This is a genomic window from Halorussus caseinilyticus (assembly GCF_029338395.1).
Classification (GTDB): domain Archaea; phylum Halobacteriota; class Halobacteria; order Halobacteriales; family Haladaptataceae; genus Halorussus; species Halorussus caseinilyticus.
In genome coordinates this window covers 348,676-363,301 of the sequence record NZ_CP119809.1, presented here as the reverse complement: position 1 = coordinate 363,301, position 14,626 = coordinate 348,676, and the positions used below count along the sequence as shown (strand labels likewise).

The 14,626-nt window shown below is 68.8% G+C and carries 11 protein-coding genes; 2 read left to right on the top strand and 9 right to left on the bottom strand.

What is annotated here, in order from left to right; genetic code table 11:
- Positions 1 to 174 precede the first annotated feature (174 nt).
- Entirely contained in the window at positions 175 to 2,121 is a 1,947-nt protein-coding gene (locus P2T60_RS01800; protein ID WP_276280848.1) for a DUF2070 family protein, read from the top strand.
- A 477-nt stretch (positions 2,122 to 2,598) separates the two neighbouring features.
- Here P2T60_RS01800 and P2T60_RS01795 read toward each other — a convergent pair whose 3' ends face one another.
- The 8 genes from P2T60_RS01795 to P2T60_RS01760 all read right to left on the bottom strand — a co-directional run bounded on the left by P2T60_RS01795 (position 2,599) and on the right by P2T60_RS01760 (position 11,803).
- A complete protein-coding gene (locus P2T60_RS01795) occupies positions 2,599 to 3,099 on the bottom strand; it encodes a DUF7519 family protein (protein WP_276280847.1) in 501 nt (166 codons plus the stop codon).
- Entirely contained in the window at positions 3,096 to 4,373 is a 1,278-nt protein-coding gene (locus tag P2T60_RS01790; protein ID WP_276280846.1) for a DUF58 domain-containing protein, read from the bottom strand. Before P2T60_RS01790 ends, P2T60_RS01795 begins: the two co-directional genes overlap by 4 nt.
- The gene (locus tag P2T60_RS01785; RefSeq protein ID WP_276280845.1) at positions 4,370 to 5,056 is read right to left on the bottom strand and encodes a DUF308 domain-containing protein; all 687 of its coding nucleotides are present in this window, start codon (positions 5,054 to 5,056) and stop codon (positions 4,370 to 4,372) included. The genes P2T60_RS01790 and P2T60_RS01785 overlap by 4 nt, the downstream gene beginning before the upstream one ends.
- On the bottom strand, positions 5,053 to 5,997 hold the full coding sequence (locus P2T60_RS01780) for a DUF4129 domain-containing protein (RefSeq protein ID WP_276280844.1): 945 nt from the start codon (positions 5,995 to 5,997) through the stop codon (positions 5,053 to 5,055). The genes P2T60_RS01785 and P2T60_RS01780 overlap by 4 nt, the downstream gene beginning before the upstream one ends.
- 320 nt (positions 5,998 to 6,317) lie before the next feature.
- Positions 6,318 to 7,958: a hydantoinase B/oxoprolinase family protein gene (locus P2T60_RS01775; protein WP_276280843.1), complete on the bottom strand. Its 1,641-nt coding sequence runs from the start codon at positions 7,956 to 7,958 to the stop codon at positions 6,318 to 6,320.
- Positions 7,955 to 9,982 (bottom strand): hydantoinase/oxoprolinase family protein, encoded by a 2,028-nt coding sequence (locus P2T60_RS01770; RefSeq protein ID WP_276280842.1) that lies wholly within the window; start codon positions 9,980 to 9,982, stop codon positions 7,955 to 7,957. Before P2T60_RS01770 ends, P2T60_RS01775 begins: the two co-directional genes overlap by 4 nt.
- A 67-nt stretch (positions 9,983 to 10,049) precedes the next feature.
- Positions 10,050 to 10,889: an ABC transporter permease gene (locus tag P2T60_RS01765; protein WP_276280841.1), complete on the bottom strand. Its 840-nt coding sequence runs from the start codon at positions 10,887 to 10,889 to the stop codon at positions 10,050 to 10,052.
- A complete protein-coding gene (locus P2T60_RS01760; RefSeq protein WP_276280840.1) occupies positions 10,886 to 11,803 on the bottom strand; it encodes an ABC transporter ATP-binding protein in 918 nt (305 codons plus the stop codon). Before P2T60_RS01760 ends, P2T60_RS01765 begins: the two co-directional genes overlap by 4 nt.
- 187 nt (positions 11,804 to 11,990) lie before the next feature.
- Here P2T60_RS01760 and P2T60_RS01755 point away from each other — a divergent pair, with 187 nt between their 5' ends.
- Positions 11,991 to 14,204, top strand: coding sequence for a type II/IV secretion system ATPase subunit (locus tag P2T60_RS01755; protein WP_276280839.1), 2,214 nt, complete (start codon positions 11,991 to 11,993; stop codon positions 14,202 to 14,204).
- Between the two features lie 105 nt (positions 14,205 to 14,309).
- Here P2T60_RS01755 and P2T60_RS01750 read toward each other — a convergent pair whose 3' ends face one another.
- Complete coding sequence (locus tag P2T60_RS01750) at positions 14,310 to 14,570, bottom strand: hypothetical protein (protein ID WP_276280838.1); 261 nt, start codon at positions 14,568 to 14,570, stop codon at positions 14,310 to 14,312.
- Between the last annotated feature and the right edge of the window lie 56 nt (positions 14,571 to 14,626).

The window sequence follows — 14,626 nt, the reverse complement described above, 5'->3', positions numbered from 1 at the left end:
CCTACCCCACGGTTCATTGATTCACCGAGCGCGTCCTCGTGGTCTGTTCCACCGAGCGTACGCCGTCGGGATGCCACCGAACCCCACGCTCTCCGGCGGTTCCTGCCAGACAGCGACGAATTACGCCGGGCACGGACTACCACCTTTTATCCTTCCCGGACGAAACTCCCGAGTATGACAGCGACGCAGGGCGACCTCGCCAGTCTGTCGCGGTACATCTTCCGCGCGCCGCGGTGGTACGCCAGCGTGACGTTCGCGCTCCTCATCGCCGCAGTCGCTGGTGTCGGCGCGTTCGACGCCGGATTCGTGCTGGAGGACGCGTGGCAGGGCGTGTTCTTCATCGGCGTCCCGACGGTCGTCGCCAGTCTCCTGACGACGCCGGTGGACCGCCGGTTAGGGGGGCAGTTGACCTACAACCGGTCGTCGCTACTGGCGCTGACCTGCGAGGCCATCATCGTCGCCATCATGGCGGCGGCGGGTGCCGTGGCCGTCCTCTCGCGGCAACTGGGCCAGCAGTTCGTCTTCGACGCGCTCATCGTCGGTATGGCCTCGGTGTTCGCGCTCCGCCTACTGGTCGTGATGGCCGTCTCGGGCAAGTCGGTCCTCGTGGCCGCTATCCCGGCTAGCCTCCAGACCGGCACGGCCGCCGTGCTGTTTTTCATCTACAGCGGGACCATGAAGTACCTCTACGTCGGGGGCGGCCCGATAATCGACGTGTTCTTCAACCGGGTCGAGGAGGCCCCGCGCGCGCTCAACGTCGTCGAAGCGCAAGACTTCGCCCTGCTCGGACTCATCTGTCTGGTCTACGGTCTCGCAGTGTGGGCGTTCGTGAAGTTCATCGACCGGCCGTGGAAGCGGAGTCTCGGCGTGAGCGTGCTGGACTTCCTCCGGGGGTTCATCGGACACATCGCCGAGGGGACCAACGAACTCGAAGACTTCTTCGAGGACATCGGCGAGGAAGCCGTCGTTCCCGTGACGGTGCTGGCGTTCCGCCGCGAGGACGGCACCGAGAAGGCCCGGTTCGTCCTGCCGATGATTCACCCCGGTCCGATGGGCGAAATCGGCGGCGGCAACCTCCCCAAGCGCGTGGCGCAGTCGGCCGAGGGCGTCGCGTTCCCGCCCCACGCCACCGCGGGCCACGACTTCAACCTCGTCACCGAGCGCGAGGTGGAGACGCTGGTCGAAACCGCCGCCAGCGCCTTCGAGGACATCGAGTACCACGACACCGGGACTCCGGCGGTCCGGGTCCAAGAGGGCGAGGCCAAGATGGTCGGGCAGGCGTTCGGCGACGACGCCCTGCTGGTGGCGACCTACTCGCCGGAGTTCGCCGACGACGTGGAGTACGCGGTGGGTCTCTCCGCGGCGGCGGAAGCCCGGTCCGCGGGCGTCGAGGACGTGATGCTCGTGGACGCCCACAACTGCAACAACGGACTCGAAGGCCCGGACCTCGGCCACGTCTACCCCGGAAGCGAACGCTCGTTCGACATGATGCAGGCCGCAGGCGAGGCGGGCGACCGCCTCGCCGAGTCCGACCAAGCCCCCATCCGGATGGGAGTCGCGTGGGACGAGACCGACTGGGAACCCCTCGACGGCATCGGTCCGCTGGGGGTCCGGGTCTCGGTGCTGGAGGTCGGCGACCACCGCACGGTCTACGTCCTCGTGGACGGCAACAACATGGAACCGGGCCTGCGCGACCGCATCGTCGCTCGACTGACGGGCAAGAGCGCGAGCGAGGAGTCCGGCGGCGCGACCACAGGGTCGAACGCGGTGGCCGCCGACGGCGCGCCGACGCTGACCGCCGACGAAGCGGAGGTCATGACCACCGACACACACGTCGTCAATCAGGTCGAGGCGTCGAATCAGGTCGGCGAGGCCATCGACCGGGACGAACTCGTCGCAGTCGTGGACCGCCTCGTCGCGGAGGCGGTCGGGGACCTCGAACCCGTCGAGGCGGGCATGGCCAGCGAGCGCGCCGAGGTGACGGTGTTCGGTAACGACCGGACCGAGACGCTCGCCAGCCACGCCAACGCGGTCATCTCGATGGGCGCGGCGCTGGCCGCGACGGTGGTGCTAGCGGCGATGGCGGTGAGTCTGCTCATCTTCTTCCTCGCGTCGTCGTAAGGGGATTTTGGGGGTGTCGTTCTTCGGGTTTCGAGTTTCGGATTTCGCGTTGTCGGGAGTGTCGTGAGAACTCGCGGAAGTCGGTGAGACGAGAACTCGCGGAAGTCGGTGAGACGAGAACTCGCGGAAGTCGGTGAGACGAGAACTCGCGGAAGTCGGTGAGACGAGAACTCGCGGAAGTCGGTGAGACGAGAACTCGCGGAAGTCGGTGAGACGAGAAGGAGCTAGCTTCAGGCTTGAGCCAATCAAACCGCACAGCACCGCCACCGCACCGCAACCGCGTGCCTCACACCTCCCCAACCTCCTGCGTTTCTCGGTCGTCGCTCCCTCCGGTCGCTTCTCCCTGCGATACTCGTCCCTCGCGCGGATGGGCGCGACACGCTCCGCGGTCGCGCCCGCGCGCGCCGGGGATTCAAGTAGAGTCGAGCGCACGCCGGAAAGGTCGGTTCGGGAAGAAGTCGGCTGTTCGGAAAGAAGTCAGTTCCGGAGCGCCGAGGTGAGGACCACCGCGGCCAACAGCAGGAACACCAGCGCGGTCACTGGCTGACCCCCCGACGAGACCAGAAAGATGCCGTAGCCCAGACCGCCAGCGCCCACCGCGACCACCGTACTCCCGGCGGCGTGGGTCGCCTCCAGTTGGGTCGTCTCTGCCTCCCGGCCCAACTGCTCGCCGACGTTGATGGCCTGCTCGCCGAGGTCCCACGCCAGCACCGTGGCGATGACACCCGGCAGGAGCAGGAGGGGCGCGCCAGACAGCAGACCGCCGACCAGCGCGCCGACCAGCAGGGCCGCCGCGCCGAGCGTAACCGCGCGCCGGGACCCGCGGACGACCCCGAGCGTGACCGCAAGCAGGCCCGCCGCGCCGCCCGCGAGCGCGAGCGTGGAGGCGAGTGCGCTCGTTCCCGCCGATAGCGCGGCGGCAGTCACCGCGAGCGCAGACGAGAGGCGTGCGGGCGAGCGGTCGATTTCGCGGGTCACGCGAACCCACCTCCGACGCGGGCCATCCGAGCGAGCGCGACCCCGAGCATCTCGTCGGTGTCCCAGTCCACGACGTGAACCCCGGCCTCGCGGAGTTCCGAGACGCGGTGCTTGCGCTGGGTGCGGGCGAACCGCTGGCCCGCGGTGGCCGTCGCCGTGGGGTCGGGGCTGACGACGGTCACGAGGTGGTCCTCGGCGTCGAGTCTCCGGGCGACTTCCGGCCCGAAGTCGTCGCAAAGCGGCGTGACGAACACGACCTGCGAGGAGGCGGGGAGTCGCTTGCGGAGTTGCTTGAGTCGGGTCGTCGGGTAGAACATCTCCTCGGAGGGCGTCGGCGAGAACGCCTCGTGAGTCGCCAGCAGGTCCCGAGCGCGGGCCTGATGGTCGTGTCCCGCGCCGGGCGCGAGCCAGCAGGTCTCGGGACCGAGCGAGGCCAGTCCCACCCGGTCGCCGCCGTCGAGCAGTTTCGTGACGATTTTGCCCGCGGCGTCCACGCCGTACTGGACCGCGTTGCGCTCGCCGTCGCCCCGCGAGAGGTAGGCCTTCTCGCGGGTGTCCACGAGGACGACCACGCTGGCCGCTCGTTCCTCGCGGAACTCGATGGTGGTGAGTTCGCCCGTGCGAGCGAGGCGGTTCCAGTCCACCCGCGAGAGGGGGTCGCCCGGCCGGTACTCGCGGGTCGCGTGGAACTCGACGCCCGACCCGCCCACGTCGGTCGTGACCCGGCCGGTGTACTGGGTGGTCTGGGCGCGGAGGGGCACGTCCACGGTGGTCCCGAGTTTGGGCACGCACCGGAGTATGGTCTCGCACTCGATTTCGCTCTCGACCTCTATCGCGCCGCTGAAGTCCCGGACGATGGCGGTCACGGGGTCGAACTCGTGGTCGCCGCGCTCTGCCTCGACGGTGTAGGAGAGCGTGGCGGACTTGCCGGGTCGGAGCGAGGTCCCGAGACGCGCCGACCCGTCGGTCACGGGCAGGGCGTCGGGCACGCCGTCCACGACTCGGAGGTCCGCAAGCGTCGAGTCGCCGACGTTCTCGACGGTGAGGCGGACCCGAACTTCGTCGCCCGGCAGGGGTTCGTCGTCGCTGACGCTCCGGGTCACGTCGAGTTCGACTTCGGGCGTGCCCGCGGTCCGGGCGTAGGCCGCGAACGCGACCCCGACGACGCCCGACAGCAGGACCAGCGGGCGACTGAACAGCACGCCGAGCGACCCCGCGAGCAGGGCGACGGCGCTGACGCCGCGCCATCGGTTCGTCCGGCGAATCGACTTCACGCTTCGGCCTCCCGGTGGTCGTTCTCGGAGTCGTTCCGGGCGCTCTCGGAGTCGTTCCGGGCGTCCGAGTCGCCGATGGCGTCCGGTTCGTCCCCGGCGTCGTCACTCGGGTCGACCCCGGCCGTCCGCGCCACCGCGTCGGCGGTCCGGCGAATCCGGTACTGGAAGGGCGACTCGGTGCTGACCGCGAGTCTGAGTCGGTCGAACACCGGCGGCGAGGGCGCGTCGGTCCCGCCGAGGAACGACGCGGCGTGAACGTCGTCGGTCCACGTCCCGGCGTCGATGCGCTCGCGGGCCTGCTGGCGCGAGCAGTTCTCTCGGTCGGCGACGGCAGTGAGCGCGGCCGCTTCGAGCGTTTCTCGGAGGTCGGCCCGCTCGCGGATGAGGACCCGGCGCGGTCCGGACCGGAGTTCGGCGACGGTCCGGTCGAACTCGTCGCCGGGGGTCGGCACCGTCTCGACCGTCTCCACGTCGGGGGTCGTCGTGGCCTGCAAGTCGGTGGCCTGCCGGGACCGGGCGACCCGGATTCCTTGGACCAGCGCGAGCAGGCCCACGACCGTCACCGCGGCGTATCCGGTGCCGACGGCCGACGCGAGTCGAGGTTGGACTGCCATCAGGAGACCGAGTGCGACCGCGACGACGCCGACAGCGGTCAGAATCGGGTGGTCGCCGCGGTCGGTCATCGCTTCCCTCCCGCGTACTCGCGCTCGATGCGCCGGAGCGCCTCAACCGCCTGCTGTTCGCGCTCTTCGGTCGGCGACTCGCCGCCGTACCGGACTTCCTCGAACAGCGAAGTGAGTTCGGCCACGTCGTCGCGGTCGATGCCCGCATCGACCGCGGCCGCGGTGAACTCCGCGGGCGTGCTGGACGCGGGGTTGGCAACGTCGAGGTGGTCGGTCATCTCGCTCCACGCGCGGTACACTTCGTTGTCCACGTCGGTCGTCCCCTCGATGCGGTCGGCGGCCTCGCCCGCGGCCCGACCCACCGCGCGCACGTCCTCGGTGTCGTCGGGTTCCGCGACGGTCTCCTCGTCTTCGGGGTCGTCGCCGCTGGAGGAGACGAACAGGAGGGCGACGGCCGCCAGCAACGCGACGCCGAGTCCGGCCATCAGGAGGAAGGACGGGTCGGTGAAACTCGTCCCGGCACCGCCGCCGGGCGCGCCGCTCCCGCCCTCGGGCACGATGGAGACGTTACCCTGCTCGAACAGCGAGGACTGCGTTTTGGGGAGCGGTTCGGTGCAAATCGTGAGCATGGCGTGGGCGAACAGAAGCGGGATTCCCACCGGCCCGGCGTACGCGATGACGCCGAGTCCGCCGAGGCGACGGTAGGCGACGTACCCGCCGAGCGCGAATCCGGCGAGGATGGCCGCGATGGCCCACCACTCGTCGAGGAACGGGTAGCAGGGCAGGTCCACCGCGCCGGAGGCGGGACCCGACGACTGGTTGCCGAGTTCCAGACTGGGCTGGCTGCCGTTCTGCGCGCCCACGTCCGAACTCGGCGACCCGATGCCGAACCCGCCGGACGAGTCGGTCGTGACGGCCGAGTCTAACGTCGCGGCGGCGAACCCGATGGCGACGACTGCCAACAGCGCGAGCGCGACAGGGCGTACGGTATCACGGTCCACGGACGTAGGTAGCGGGATTGATAACTTAGAGGTTCTGCCTCGTCCGCGAAGCACGGCGTTTCTTGCTTGCGTTTTTGCGGTGGAAGAACGATTTTCTCGGTTTTGCCGGTGGGGACGCGAGGGACGCTTCGAGCGCGAGGGCGGTGGACGTGAGAGGAAACAGAGAGCTAGCTTCAGACTCGAGCAAATCAGGACCGCAACCGCACCGCGCCCGACGACGCCAGCGCGCCGACTCGGAACGGTATACAATTCTATGAACAATCTAAATAAGTCTGCACTAATGATATATAAATACGAAAGAATTTTAGAGATTGCTCAGCTCACTCCCCGTCGCTCACCTTTCCGTCCGCTCTGTCGCGCTCCCGCGCGTCGGCGTCCCGGTCGGTCGGGTCGCCGTGGCCCCCGCCACCGGGCGTCAGCACCGTCACGGTCGTTCCGGCCGACACGTCTCGGGTCGTCTTCGCGCCGACCCGCTCGCCGTCGATGCGGTTCTCGCCGAGCGTACCCGACTCGCCGCCGTCGAGACCCTTCGGCGCGTGGCGTCGGCGCTCGGTCAACAGCGAGACCGTCGCGTCCCGTTCGACCGTGACGCTTCGCTCCAGTCCGAGACCGCCGCGGTAGCGCCCGTCGCCGCCGCTGTCCGGGCGGAGCGCGTAGCGTTCGACCCGGAGCGGGTACTCCGCTTCCAGCGCTTCGACCGGCGTGTTCAGCGTGTTGGTCATCCCGACCTGCACGCCGTCCATGCCGTCCTTGGTCGGGCGCGCGCCGAACCCGCCGCCGATGGTCTCGTAGTAGGTGAACCCGCCGTCTCTGCTCCCGATTATCAGGTTGTTCATCGTGCCCTGCCCCTCGGCGGGCACCCGGTCTGGCACCGCGTCGGCCAGCGCCCGAAACACCGCGTCCGTCACGCGCTGACTCGTCTCGACGTTCCCCCCGACCACCGCGGCCGGCGGGTTCGGGTTCAGCAGACTCCCCTCGGGCGCGCTGACCGAGACCGGCGCGTAACACCCGTGGTTCGGTGGAATCTCGGGGTCGGTCACGCACCGAACGACGAAGTAGACCGCGCTCTTGGCGACCGAGAGCGGCGCGTTGAGGTTGCCCGCCACCTGCTCGGCGGTGCCCGCGAAGTCCACCGCGAGCGACGACCCGTCGATGGTCACGGTGGTCTCTATCGGCACGTCGTCGTCGGAAATTCCGTCGCCCTCCAAGAAGTCCCGCGCGCCGTACTCGCCGTCGGGCAGGTCGGCCAGTTCCGACTCGACTCGCTCGCGGGAGTACTCTATCACGGCGTCGAACGCCGCCAGCAGTCGGTCGCCGTGGTCGGCTAGCAGTTCGCCGAGGCGCTCTTCGGCCCGGTCGTTGGCCGCCATCTGCGCCCGGAGGTCGGCCCGTCGCTCGTCGGGCGTCCGGACGTTGGCGAGCAACAGGTCGCGCACGTCCTCGCGTACCTCCCCGCCCGCGACGAGTCTGACCGGCGGCAGGCGCAGGCCCTCCTGATAAATCTCTCGCGCACCCGCGGGCATGCTCCCGGGACTCATCCCCCCTACGTCGGCGTGGTGGGCGCGAGAGACCGCGTAGCCCAGAATCTCGCCCTCTCCGCCCGCGTCGGCGGACGCCGACGCGGGCGGGGAGGGCGCGAGCGCCGAGACGAGCGTCACGTCCGGTAGGTGAGTCCCGCCAGCGAAGGGGTCGTTGACGACGAAGGTGTCGCCCGGTTCGGGGTCGCGTTCCAGCACCGCTCGGACCGCCTCGGGCATCGCGCCGAGGTGGACCGGGATGTGTTCGGCCTGCGCGACCATCCGGCCCTCGGCGTCGAACAGCGCCGTCGAGCAGTCCCGGCGCTCCTTTATGTTCGGCGAGTACGCCCCGCGAATCAGGACCTGCCCCATCTCCTCGGCCACGCTCTCCAGTTGGTTCCGGAGGATTTCGAGTTCCACCGGGTCGATGTCGTCGTCGCTCATCGTCGCCCTCCCTCGTCGCCTTCCAGCACCAGCGTCCCGTCGGGTTCGACCCCGGCCGACCACCCCGGCGGGACGACCAGCGTGCTGTCGGCCTGTTCGCAGACGGCGGGACCGTCGAACGACTCGCCCGCCGGGAGCGACTCCCTGCGGTAGACCGGCGTCTCGCGGACCTCCCCGCCGAAGGTGGCCTCGCGCGCACCGACGCGGGCGTCGTCCGCGCTCTCGCCTGCGCCCTCGTATGCGACCGCGGGCGTCTCGCGCGCGACGGTCGCCTGCGCGCGCAGGCCGACGAGTTCGACCGCCTCGTCCATCCGGTAGCCCGATGCCGTCTCGTGGGTCTCGTGGAAGCGCGCTTCGACCGCCTCGGGGTCGAACGACGCGCCGACTTCGACCGACAACTCGTAGCTCTGGCCCGCGTATCGAAGGTCCGCCTGCCGGGAAATCGCGGCGGACCCCGGGTCGCGCAGGTCGGCGCGCGCTTCGTCGGCGAGGTCCGAGAGAACCGCCTCGACCTCCTCCGCGTCCGCTTCTGCGAGCGTCCTGCGGTAGGTCCGAACCGCGTCCCTCGTCTCGTCGGCCGCGAGCAGGCCGAACGCCGAGAGGACCCCGCAGGCCCGCGGGACGACGACCCGGCCCACGCCGAGGCGGTCGGCCAGCGCCGCGGCGTGCATCGGTCCCGCGCCGCCGAACGCCGCCAGCGCGAACTCCCGGGGGTCGTGGCCGCGCTCGACCGTGACCGCCCGGACCGCGCGAGTCATGTTAGCGTTCGCCACGCGGTAGACGCCGCGGGCGGCCTCGACGGGACCCGACAGGTCCGCTTCGTCGGCGAGGTCGGCGAGGACATCGCGCGCGGCCCCCACGTCCAACGAGAGTTCGCCGCCCAAGGCCGTGTCGCCGCCGAGATAGCCGAGGACGACGTTCGCGTCGGTGACGGTGGGTCGCTTCCCACCGCGCCCGTAGCACGCTGGGCCGGGGTCCGCGCCCGCCGACTCCGGACCCACGCGGAGCGCACCCCCGGCGTCCACCCACGCGACGCTCCCGCCGCCAGCGCCGACGGTCGTCACGTCCACCATCGGAACGCCGACGGGCCGACCCCCGATTTCTGCCTCGGTGGTGCGTTCGACCTCGCCGTCCCGGACGAGGCTCACGTCGCTGGAGGTCCCGCCCATGTCGAAGGTGACGAGACCCGCGGCGTCGGTCGCGGACTCGGCGGTCGCGCTCGCGCCGACCACCCCCGCCGCGGGACCGGACAGGCAGGTCGTCACGGCGTGGTCCCGGACCGTCTCCGCGTCGGCGATGCCGCCGTTCGACTGCATCACCAGCGGTGCCGGGACTCCGGCGTCCTCCGCGCGCTCCACGAGTCGGCCGAGGTAGGCGTCGATTTTCGGGGTCACGTAGGCGTCCACGACCGTCGTCGCGGTGCGCTCGTACTCCCGGAACGCCGCCAGCACCTCGTGGGACGCCGAGACGGGCGCGTCCAACTCCTCGCGCAGAACCTCGGCGACGGTCCGCTCGTTTCCGGGGTCGGCGTAGGCGTGAAGCAGGCAGACCGCCACGCTCTCGGCGTCGGAGTCCCGGATTCGGTCCGCGAGTTCGCGGACCGAATCCGGGTCGGGTTCGCGTTCGACGCCCGAGGGCGTCGAACGCTCCGCAATCTCGAAGCGCCTGTGCCGAGGGACGAGAGGGTCGGGTTTCTCGGCGTCCAAATCGTAGAGCGCGGGCCGGTCCTGTCGGCCGATTTCCAGCACGTCGCGGAATCCCTCGGTGGTGACGAGCGCGGTCCTCGCGCCCGTCCCTTCGAGCAGGGCGTTCGTGGAAACCGTCATCGCGTGCGAGAAGGCGTCGATTTCTCGGGGGTCGAGGTCGGCCTTCTCGCAGGCCTTCTCGACGCCCGCCAGCACGCCCTCGCTCTGGTCGTCGGTCGAGGGAACTTTCGCGGTGACGAGTTCGCCGTCGGGCGTCGAGAGAGCGACATCGGTGAAGGTGCCGCCCACGTCCGCGCCGACGCGGATTTCGTCGGTCATGCGGTTCGAGTGTCGCCGAACGTCCGAATAGTTGGCGCTTGCGGAAGGCGGCGACGACCGGACCGACTCACCCGATGTCCGCGCGCTCGAACCGCCAGTAGCCCAGCGCGACCGGCACGACCAGCCAGACCACCAGAATCACGAGTCCGAACCAGTTCTGGACGTAGAAGGGCACCGACGACCCCGCCAACGCCTCGGCGGGGACGATTGGCCCGGCCCCCGAGAACACGATGTCCGAGGCCTGCGTGTAGGCGTTGCGCGGGTTGAGAACCTGCACGAGGTAGAACCACGACGGGAGCAGGGTCCCCGGACCCGGTAGGGTACCCTCCACGAGGTAGTAGACTCCGAGCGGAACGAAGTCCCAGAGGACCTGAAACAGGAAGAACGCGCCGATAGCCAGCGCCATCGCCCGCGAGCGGGTTGCCGCGAACGCCGACGCGCCGATGGCGATGCCGACGAACGTGAGACCGAACAGGACCGTCAGGAGCGTCAACAGCAGGAAATCGACCACCGCGAGTCCGCCGAACAGGGCGAAGAGGGTGAGGGCCGCGCCCGCGAACGCGACGAGGATGCCCGCGGTCACGACCAGCGTTCGACCGACCAACTTGCCCAACACCACGTCCCCGCGGGTGTGGGGCAGGCCGAGCAGAATCTTGATGCTCCCCGACTCTCGCTCGCCCGCGATGGCGAGGTACGCGACCACGAGCGCCGTGAGGGGGATGATGAGACCCGAGGGCGCGGTCAGAAACTGGGTGGCGTCGGGCAGGCCGGGGGCGTCGGCGAGGACGGCCTTCCGGATGTACACCGCCCCGGCGGTGAACAGCAGGAAGACCGCGGTGATGGCCCACAGCATCCGCGAGCGCACCGCGTCCTCGAAGTCCTTCCGGGCGACCACCAGCCAACTCATGCCGTCACCTCCTCGGCGGTGTAGGCCGCGAACAGGTCTTCGAGCGACGCCTGTCGGGTCGTGATGTCGGTGACGGTCGCGCCCTGCGCCTCGACCCGGTTTATCACCTCGGACTTGACGCCGGGGTCGCTGACCGCGACCCGGAGGACGTTGCCGTCCACCGTCGCCTCCGTGACCCCGGGCAGGTCGTCGAGTCCGAACTCGTCGGGCATCCGGTCCACCGTGAGTTCGAGCGTCGAACTCGTTCCGACCGACTCCCGGAGGCCCTCGATGGTGTCCTCGGCGACGAGTCGGCCGTCGTTCATGATGCCCACGCGGTCGCACACCGCCTCGACCTGCCCGAGGATGTGACTGGAGAAGAAGACGGTGGTGCCCCGACTCGCCTCCTCGCGGACCAACTCGCGCATCTGGCGCGCGCCGTTGGGGTCGAGTCCCGACGACGGTTCGTCCAGAATCAGCAGGTCCGGGTCGCCGACCAGCGCCATCCCCAACGCGAGGCGCTGGGCCATCCCGGTGGAGTAGCCCCCGGCCTTCCGGTCCGCGGCCTCCGGCGAGAGACCCACCCGCTCCAGAATCTCGGCGGGGTCGTCGTTGGTCCCCTTCGAGTCCACCGCGAACTCGACGTGCTTGCGCCCGGTGAGTCGGTCGTAGAGGTCGAAGCCCTCGGGCAGGATGCCGATTCGCCGGTGAATCGCTTGGGTCTCGTCTTGGGCGTCGTGTCCGAGGACGGTGGCGGTCCCCTCGGTCGGTCGGAGGTAATCGAGCAGGACGTTGATGGTCGTGGACTTGCCCGCGCCGTTCGGCCCGAGGTAGCCGAACACCTCCCCCTCCTCGACCACGAGATTCAGGTCCTCAACGGCGACCACGCCGTCGCCGAAGCGCTTGGTCAGGTCGTCCGTTCGTATCGCTGGCATGCTTCGATAGTCGATGCGGCGGCGCTTTAGTGTTGGCGAGGTGGTGACTCTCATGATACGCACGCGGCCAGTGACTTCCTCCGAAACCAATCAATAATTTTAGCGACTGTCGAACTCCTCGCGTCGTCCGACCCGCTCTCCACCTCCATCTCAAAATTTAAACCCGATGGCGGGACGAATAGTCCCCATGAGCGATACCGCGGCCGCGAGCGGAGGCCCGACGACGGGCGAGGACCCTTCGGTCGTCCCACCGCCCAAGCCACCCGACGACCCCGAGGCGTGGTACGCGCCCGAGGTCCGAACCCAGTACGAACTCCACCCCGGCGTCGTCGCCACCATCGCCGAGTCCGACGAGGGGTTCGACTACCGGGTCCGGGAACCCGGCCTCTCGCCCGCGGGCGAGGACGCTCTCGAACGCGTGGCCGACCACTTCGCCGACGCCAACCTCGCGCGTCCGCTGACCCGCGAGGGCGCGAGCGAGCGCATGGCCGCCGGGTTCGAACCGAAGTACCGGCGCATCGTGGACCGCCTGACCGACCTGCCGCCCGACGCCCGGCGGCGCGTCGAGTACTTCGCGCTCCGCGACCTGCGGTGTCTCGGCGCGCTGACGCCGCTGGCGTTGGACGACGGCATCGACGTGGCCGACACCGCGGGCGAGCGGTTGGTGGTCCACACCGACGACTACGCGCCCGCCGACACCGCGTTCCCGGCCGACGCCGAGTATCTGGAGCGGTTCGCCAGCGAGCGAGTCGAGACCCACACCGTCGATTTCCGCGAGTTTCGGGTGCCGGTCGTGGTCTATCGGGAGCATCTGCTCGCCAACGACTCCTTTACGACCAAGTACGCCGTGCTGGAACCCGACCTCCTGCCGGGCGACGAGGAGTTGATTCAGGAGTGTAAGGATAGGATTTGGGAGACCAACGTCGATGGCGTGGTCGAAGACCGGGCGGGGTTCGTCCGCGAGCGCGCCCGGACCTTCCTCTCGCGGCGATTGACGGCGCGAAACACCAGAGCATGGTTCGACGCCGCGAAGTATCGGGTCCGGACCGCCCTCGCGGAGTACGACTTGGCCGTGCCGCCGGTGAACCACCGGTTCTCGACCGACAGGCTCTCTGACTTGGTGTACTACGTGATGCGCGATTTCGTCGGGCACGGAAAGCTGACGGTCCCGATTCGGGACGACCTGTTGGAGGACATCGAGGCCAACCGGGTCGGCGAGCGCATCAAGGTGGTGCCGCGGGGCCGGGAAATCGGTCACGGCGAGCGCGCGCCGACGAACCTCACGTTCGAGGACGAAGAGACGTTCGCCAACGTCGTCACGCAGATGGCCGCCAGCGACGGCACGGAGTTGAACGCCTCGAACCCGAGCGCGAAGGTCAACCTCCGACCCGAAGGCGTGCCCGAATCGGTCACGATTCGGGCCGCCGTCGCCCTCGGCGTCATCAGCGAGGACGGTCCCCACATCTCCATCCGCAAGCAAGCGCCCGAGGCGATGACGCCCGTGGACTTGCTGGAGTCGGGCAGTCTCTCGACCGAAATCGTGACCCTGCTCTGGCAGGCCTACGAGCATCACGGGGTCGTGCTGTTCTCCGGGCCGACCGGCACGGGAAAGACGACCTTGATGAATTCGCACATGCCGTTCATCCCGTACCGCGACCGGCCGATTTCGATAGACGAAGGCTCGCGGGAGGTCCGTCTGCCCCACGAGACGGGCGTCTCGCTCACGACGCGCGACCACGAGAGCGACTACAAGCGCGTGACGATGGCCGACCTGATGACCGAGTGCAACTACCTGAATCCGGACGTGGAGGTCATCGCGGAAATCAACACGCCCGCGAGTTTCCGTACGTTCGCCGAGAGTTTGAACACCGGTCACGGCATCATCGGCACCACACACGCCGAGGACGTGGAGAAACTGGTGAATCGGGTCGTCGAGCAGGGCCTGCCACCCTATCTCCTGCGGGAGTTGGACCTCGTGGTGTTCCCCCGGAAGGTGGACGGCGACCGGTACGTCGGCGAGGTGGTCGAACTGCTCTCGCAGTCGGCGTTCGAGGAACTCGACTCGCGGGCGCGGTGCGGCGCAATCGAGAAAGACGACGCGACGGTCTACTGGAACACGGTCGCCCGCCGGGACACTGACGGCAACTTTTCTATTGCTTACGACCACCCACAGTTAGGTGATAGCAACGAAGAGCGTCGTCTGCGGTTCTTCGACCGCCTCGCCGACCGGACCGACCGCCCCGTCGCAAAAGTCGAAGCGGAGTTCCACCGCAAGCACCGGTACGTCCAGTATCTCGAACAGGAGGGAATGGACGACTTCGAAGAACTGTTCGCGTTCCTCGCCGACTTGCGCAACGACGAGGCGGCGACGGTCGAACGGGTCAAGCGGGAGGGGGCGTAGTTCGTCCACCGAGAGTAGTCAATAATCACGACGTCGTTCGACCGGTGACGAGTGCGCACCGCCGCTACCGTTGTGACCACGCCACTAAAAATACGAATGGGGCGTTCAGCACATCGCCGCGCACTCGCAACCGTCGTAACAGTCGTACGGACAGTTACAGCAATAGTAGACGGTACAATCGCCTTCGGAGTCGAGTGACTCGTCTGAGTCGATTTCTTCGACGCCAGCCTTGGTGACGCGGTACTGGGGTGTGACGTCGTCTAGGTTCTCTGGTTCGGGGTACGATTCGGCAGTTGCAGTGCTGACCAGCGCGAAGGTCGAGCCCGCGCCAGCGGCGAGTCGCTTGAGTGCGGTGCGTCGTTTCATGAACGACCGCCTCAAAATAGTCGCCCAACACACATTAATTTAATCATTGTTCTGAT

Excerpts from the sequence above, each read along its gene's own strand:
- P2T60_RS01800 (WP_276280848.1), top strand. The coding sequence starts at position 175 with ATGACAGCGACGCAGGGCGACCTCGCCAGTCTGTCGCGGTACATCTTC.
- P2T60_RS01785 (WP_276280845.1), bottom strand. The coding sequence starts at position 5,056 with ATGACCGACCGCGGCGACCACCCGATTCTGACCGCTGTCGGCGTCGTC.
- P2T60_RS01775 (WP_276280843.1), bottom strand. The coding sequence starts at position 7,958 with ATGAGCGACGACGACATCGACCCGGTGGAACTCGAAATCCTCCGGAAC.
- P2T60_RS01770 (WP_276280842.1), bottom strand. The coding sequence starts at position 9,982 with ATGACCGACGAAATCCGCGTCGGCGCGGACGTGGGCGGCACCTTCACC.
- P2T60_RS01765 (WP_276280841.1), bottom strand. The coding sequence starts at position 10,889 with ATGAGTTGGCTGGTGGTCGCCCGGAAGGACTTCGAGGACGCGGTGCGC.
- P2T60_RS01760 (WP_276280840.1), bottom strand. The coding sequence starts at position 11,803 with ATGCCAGCGATACGAACGGACGACCTGACCAAGCGCTTCGGCGACGGC.
- P2T60_RS01755 (WP_276280839.1), top strand. The coding sequence starts at position 11,991 with ATGAGCGATACCGCGGCCGCGAGCGGAGGCCCGACGACGGGCGAGGAC.
- P2T60_RS01750 (WP_276280838.1), bottom strand. The coding sequence starts at position 14,570 with ATGAAACGACGCACCGCACTCAAGCGACTCGCCGCTGGCGCGGGCTCG.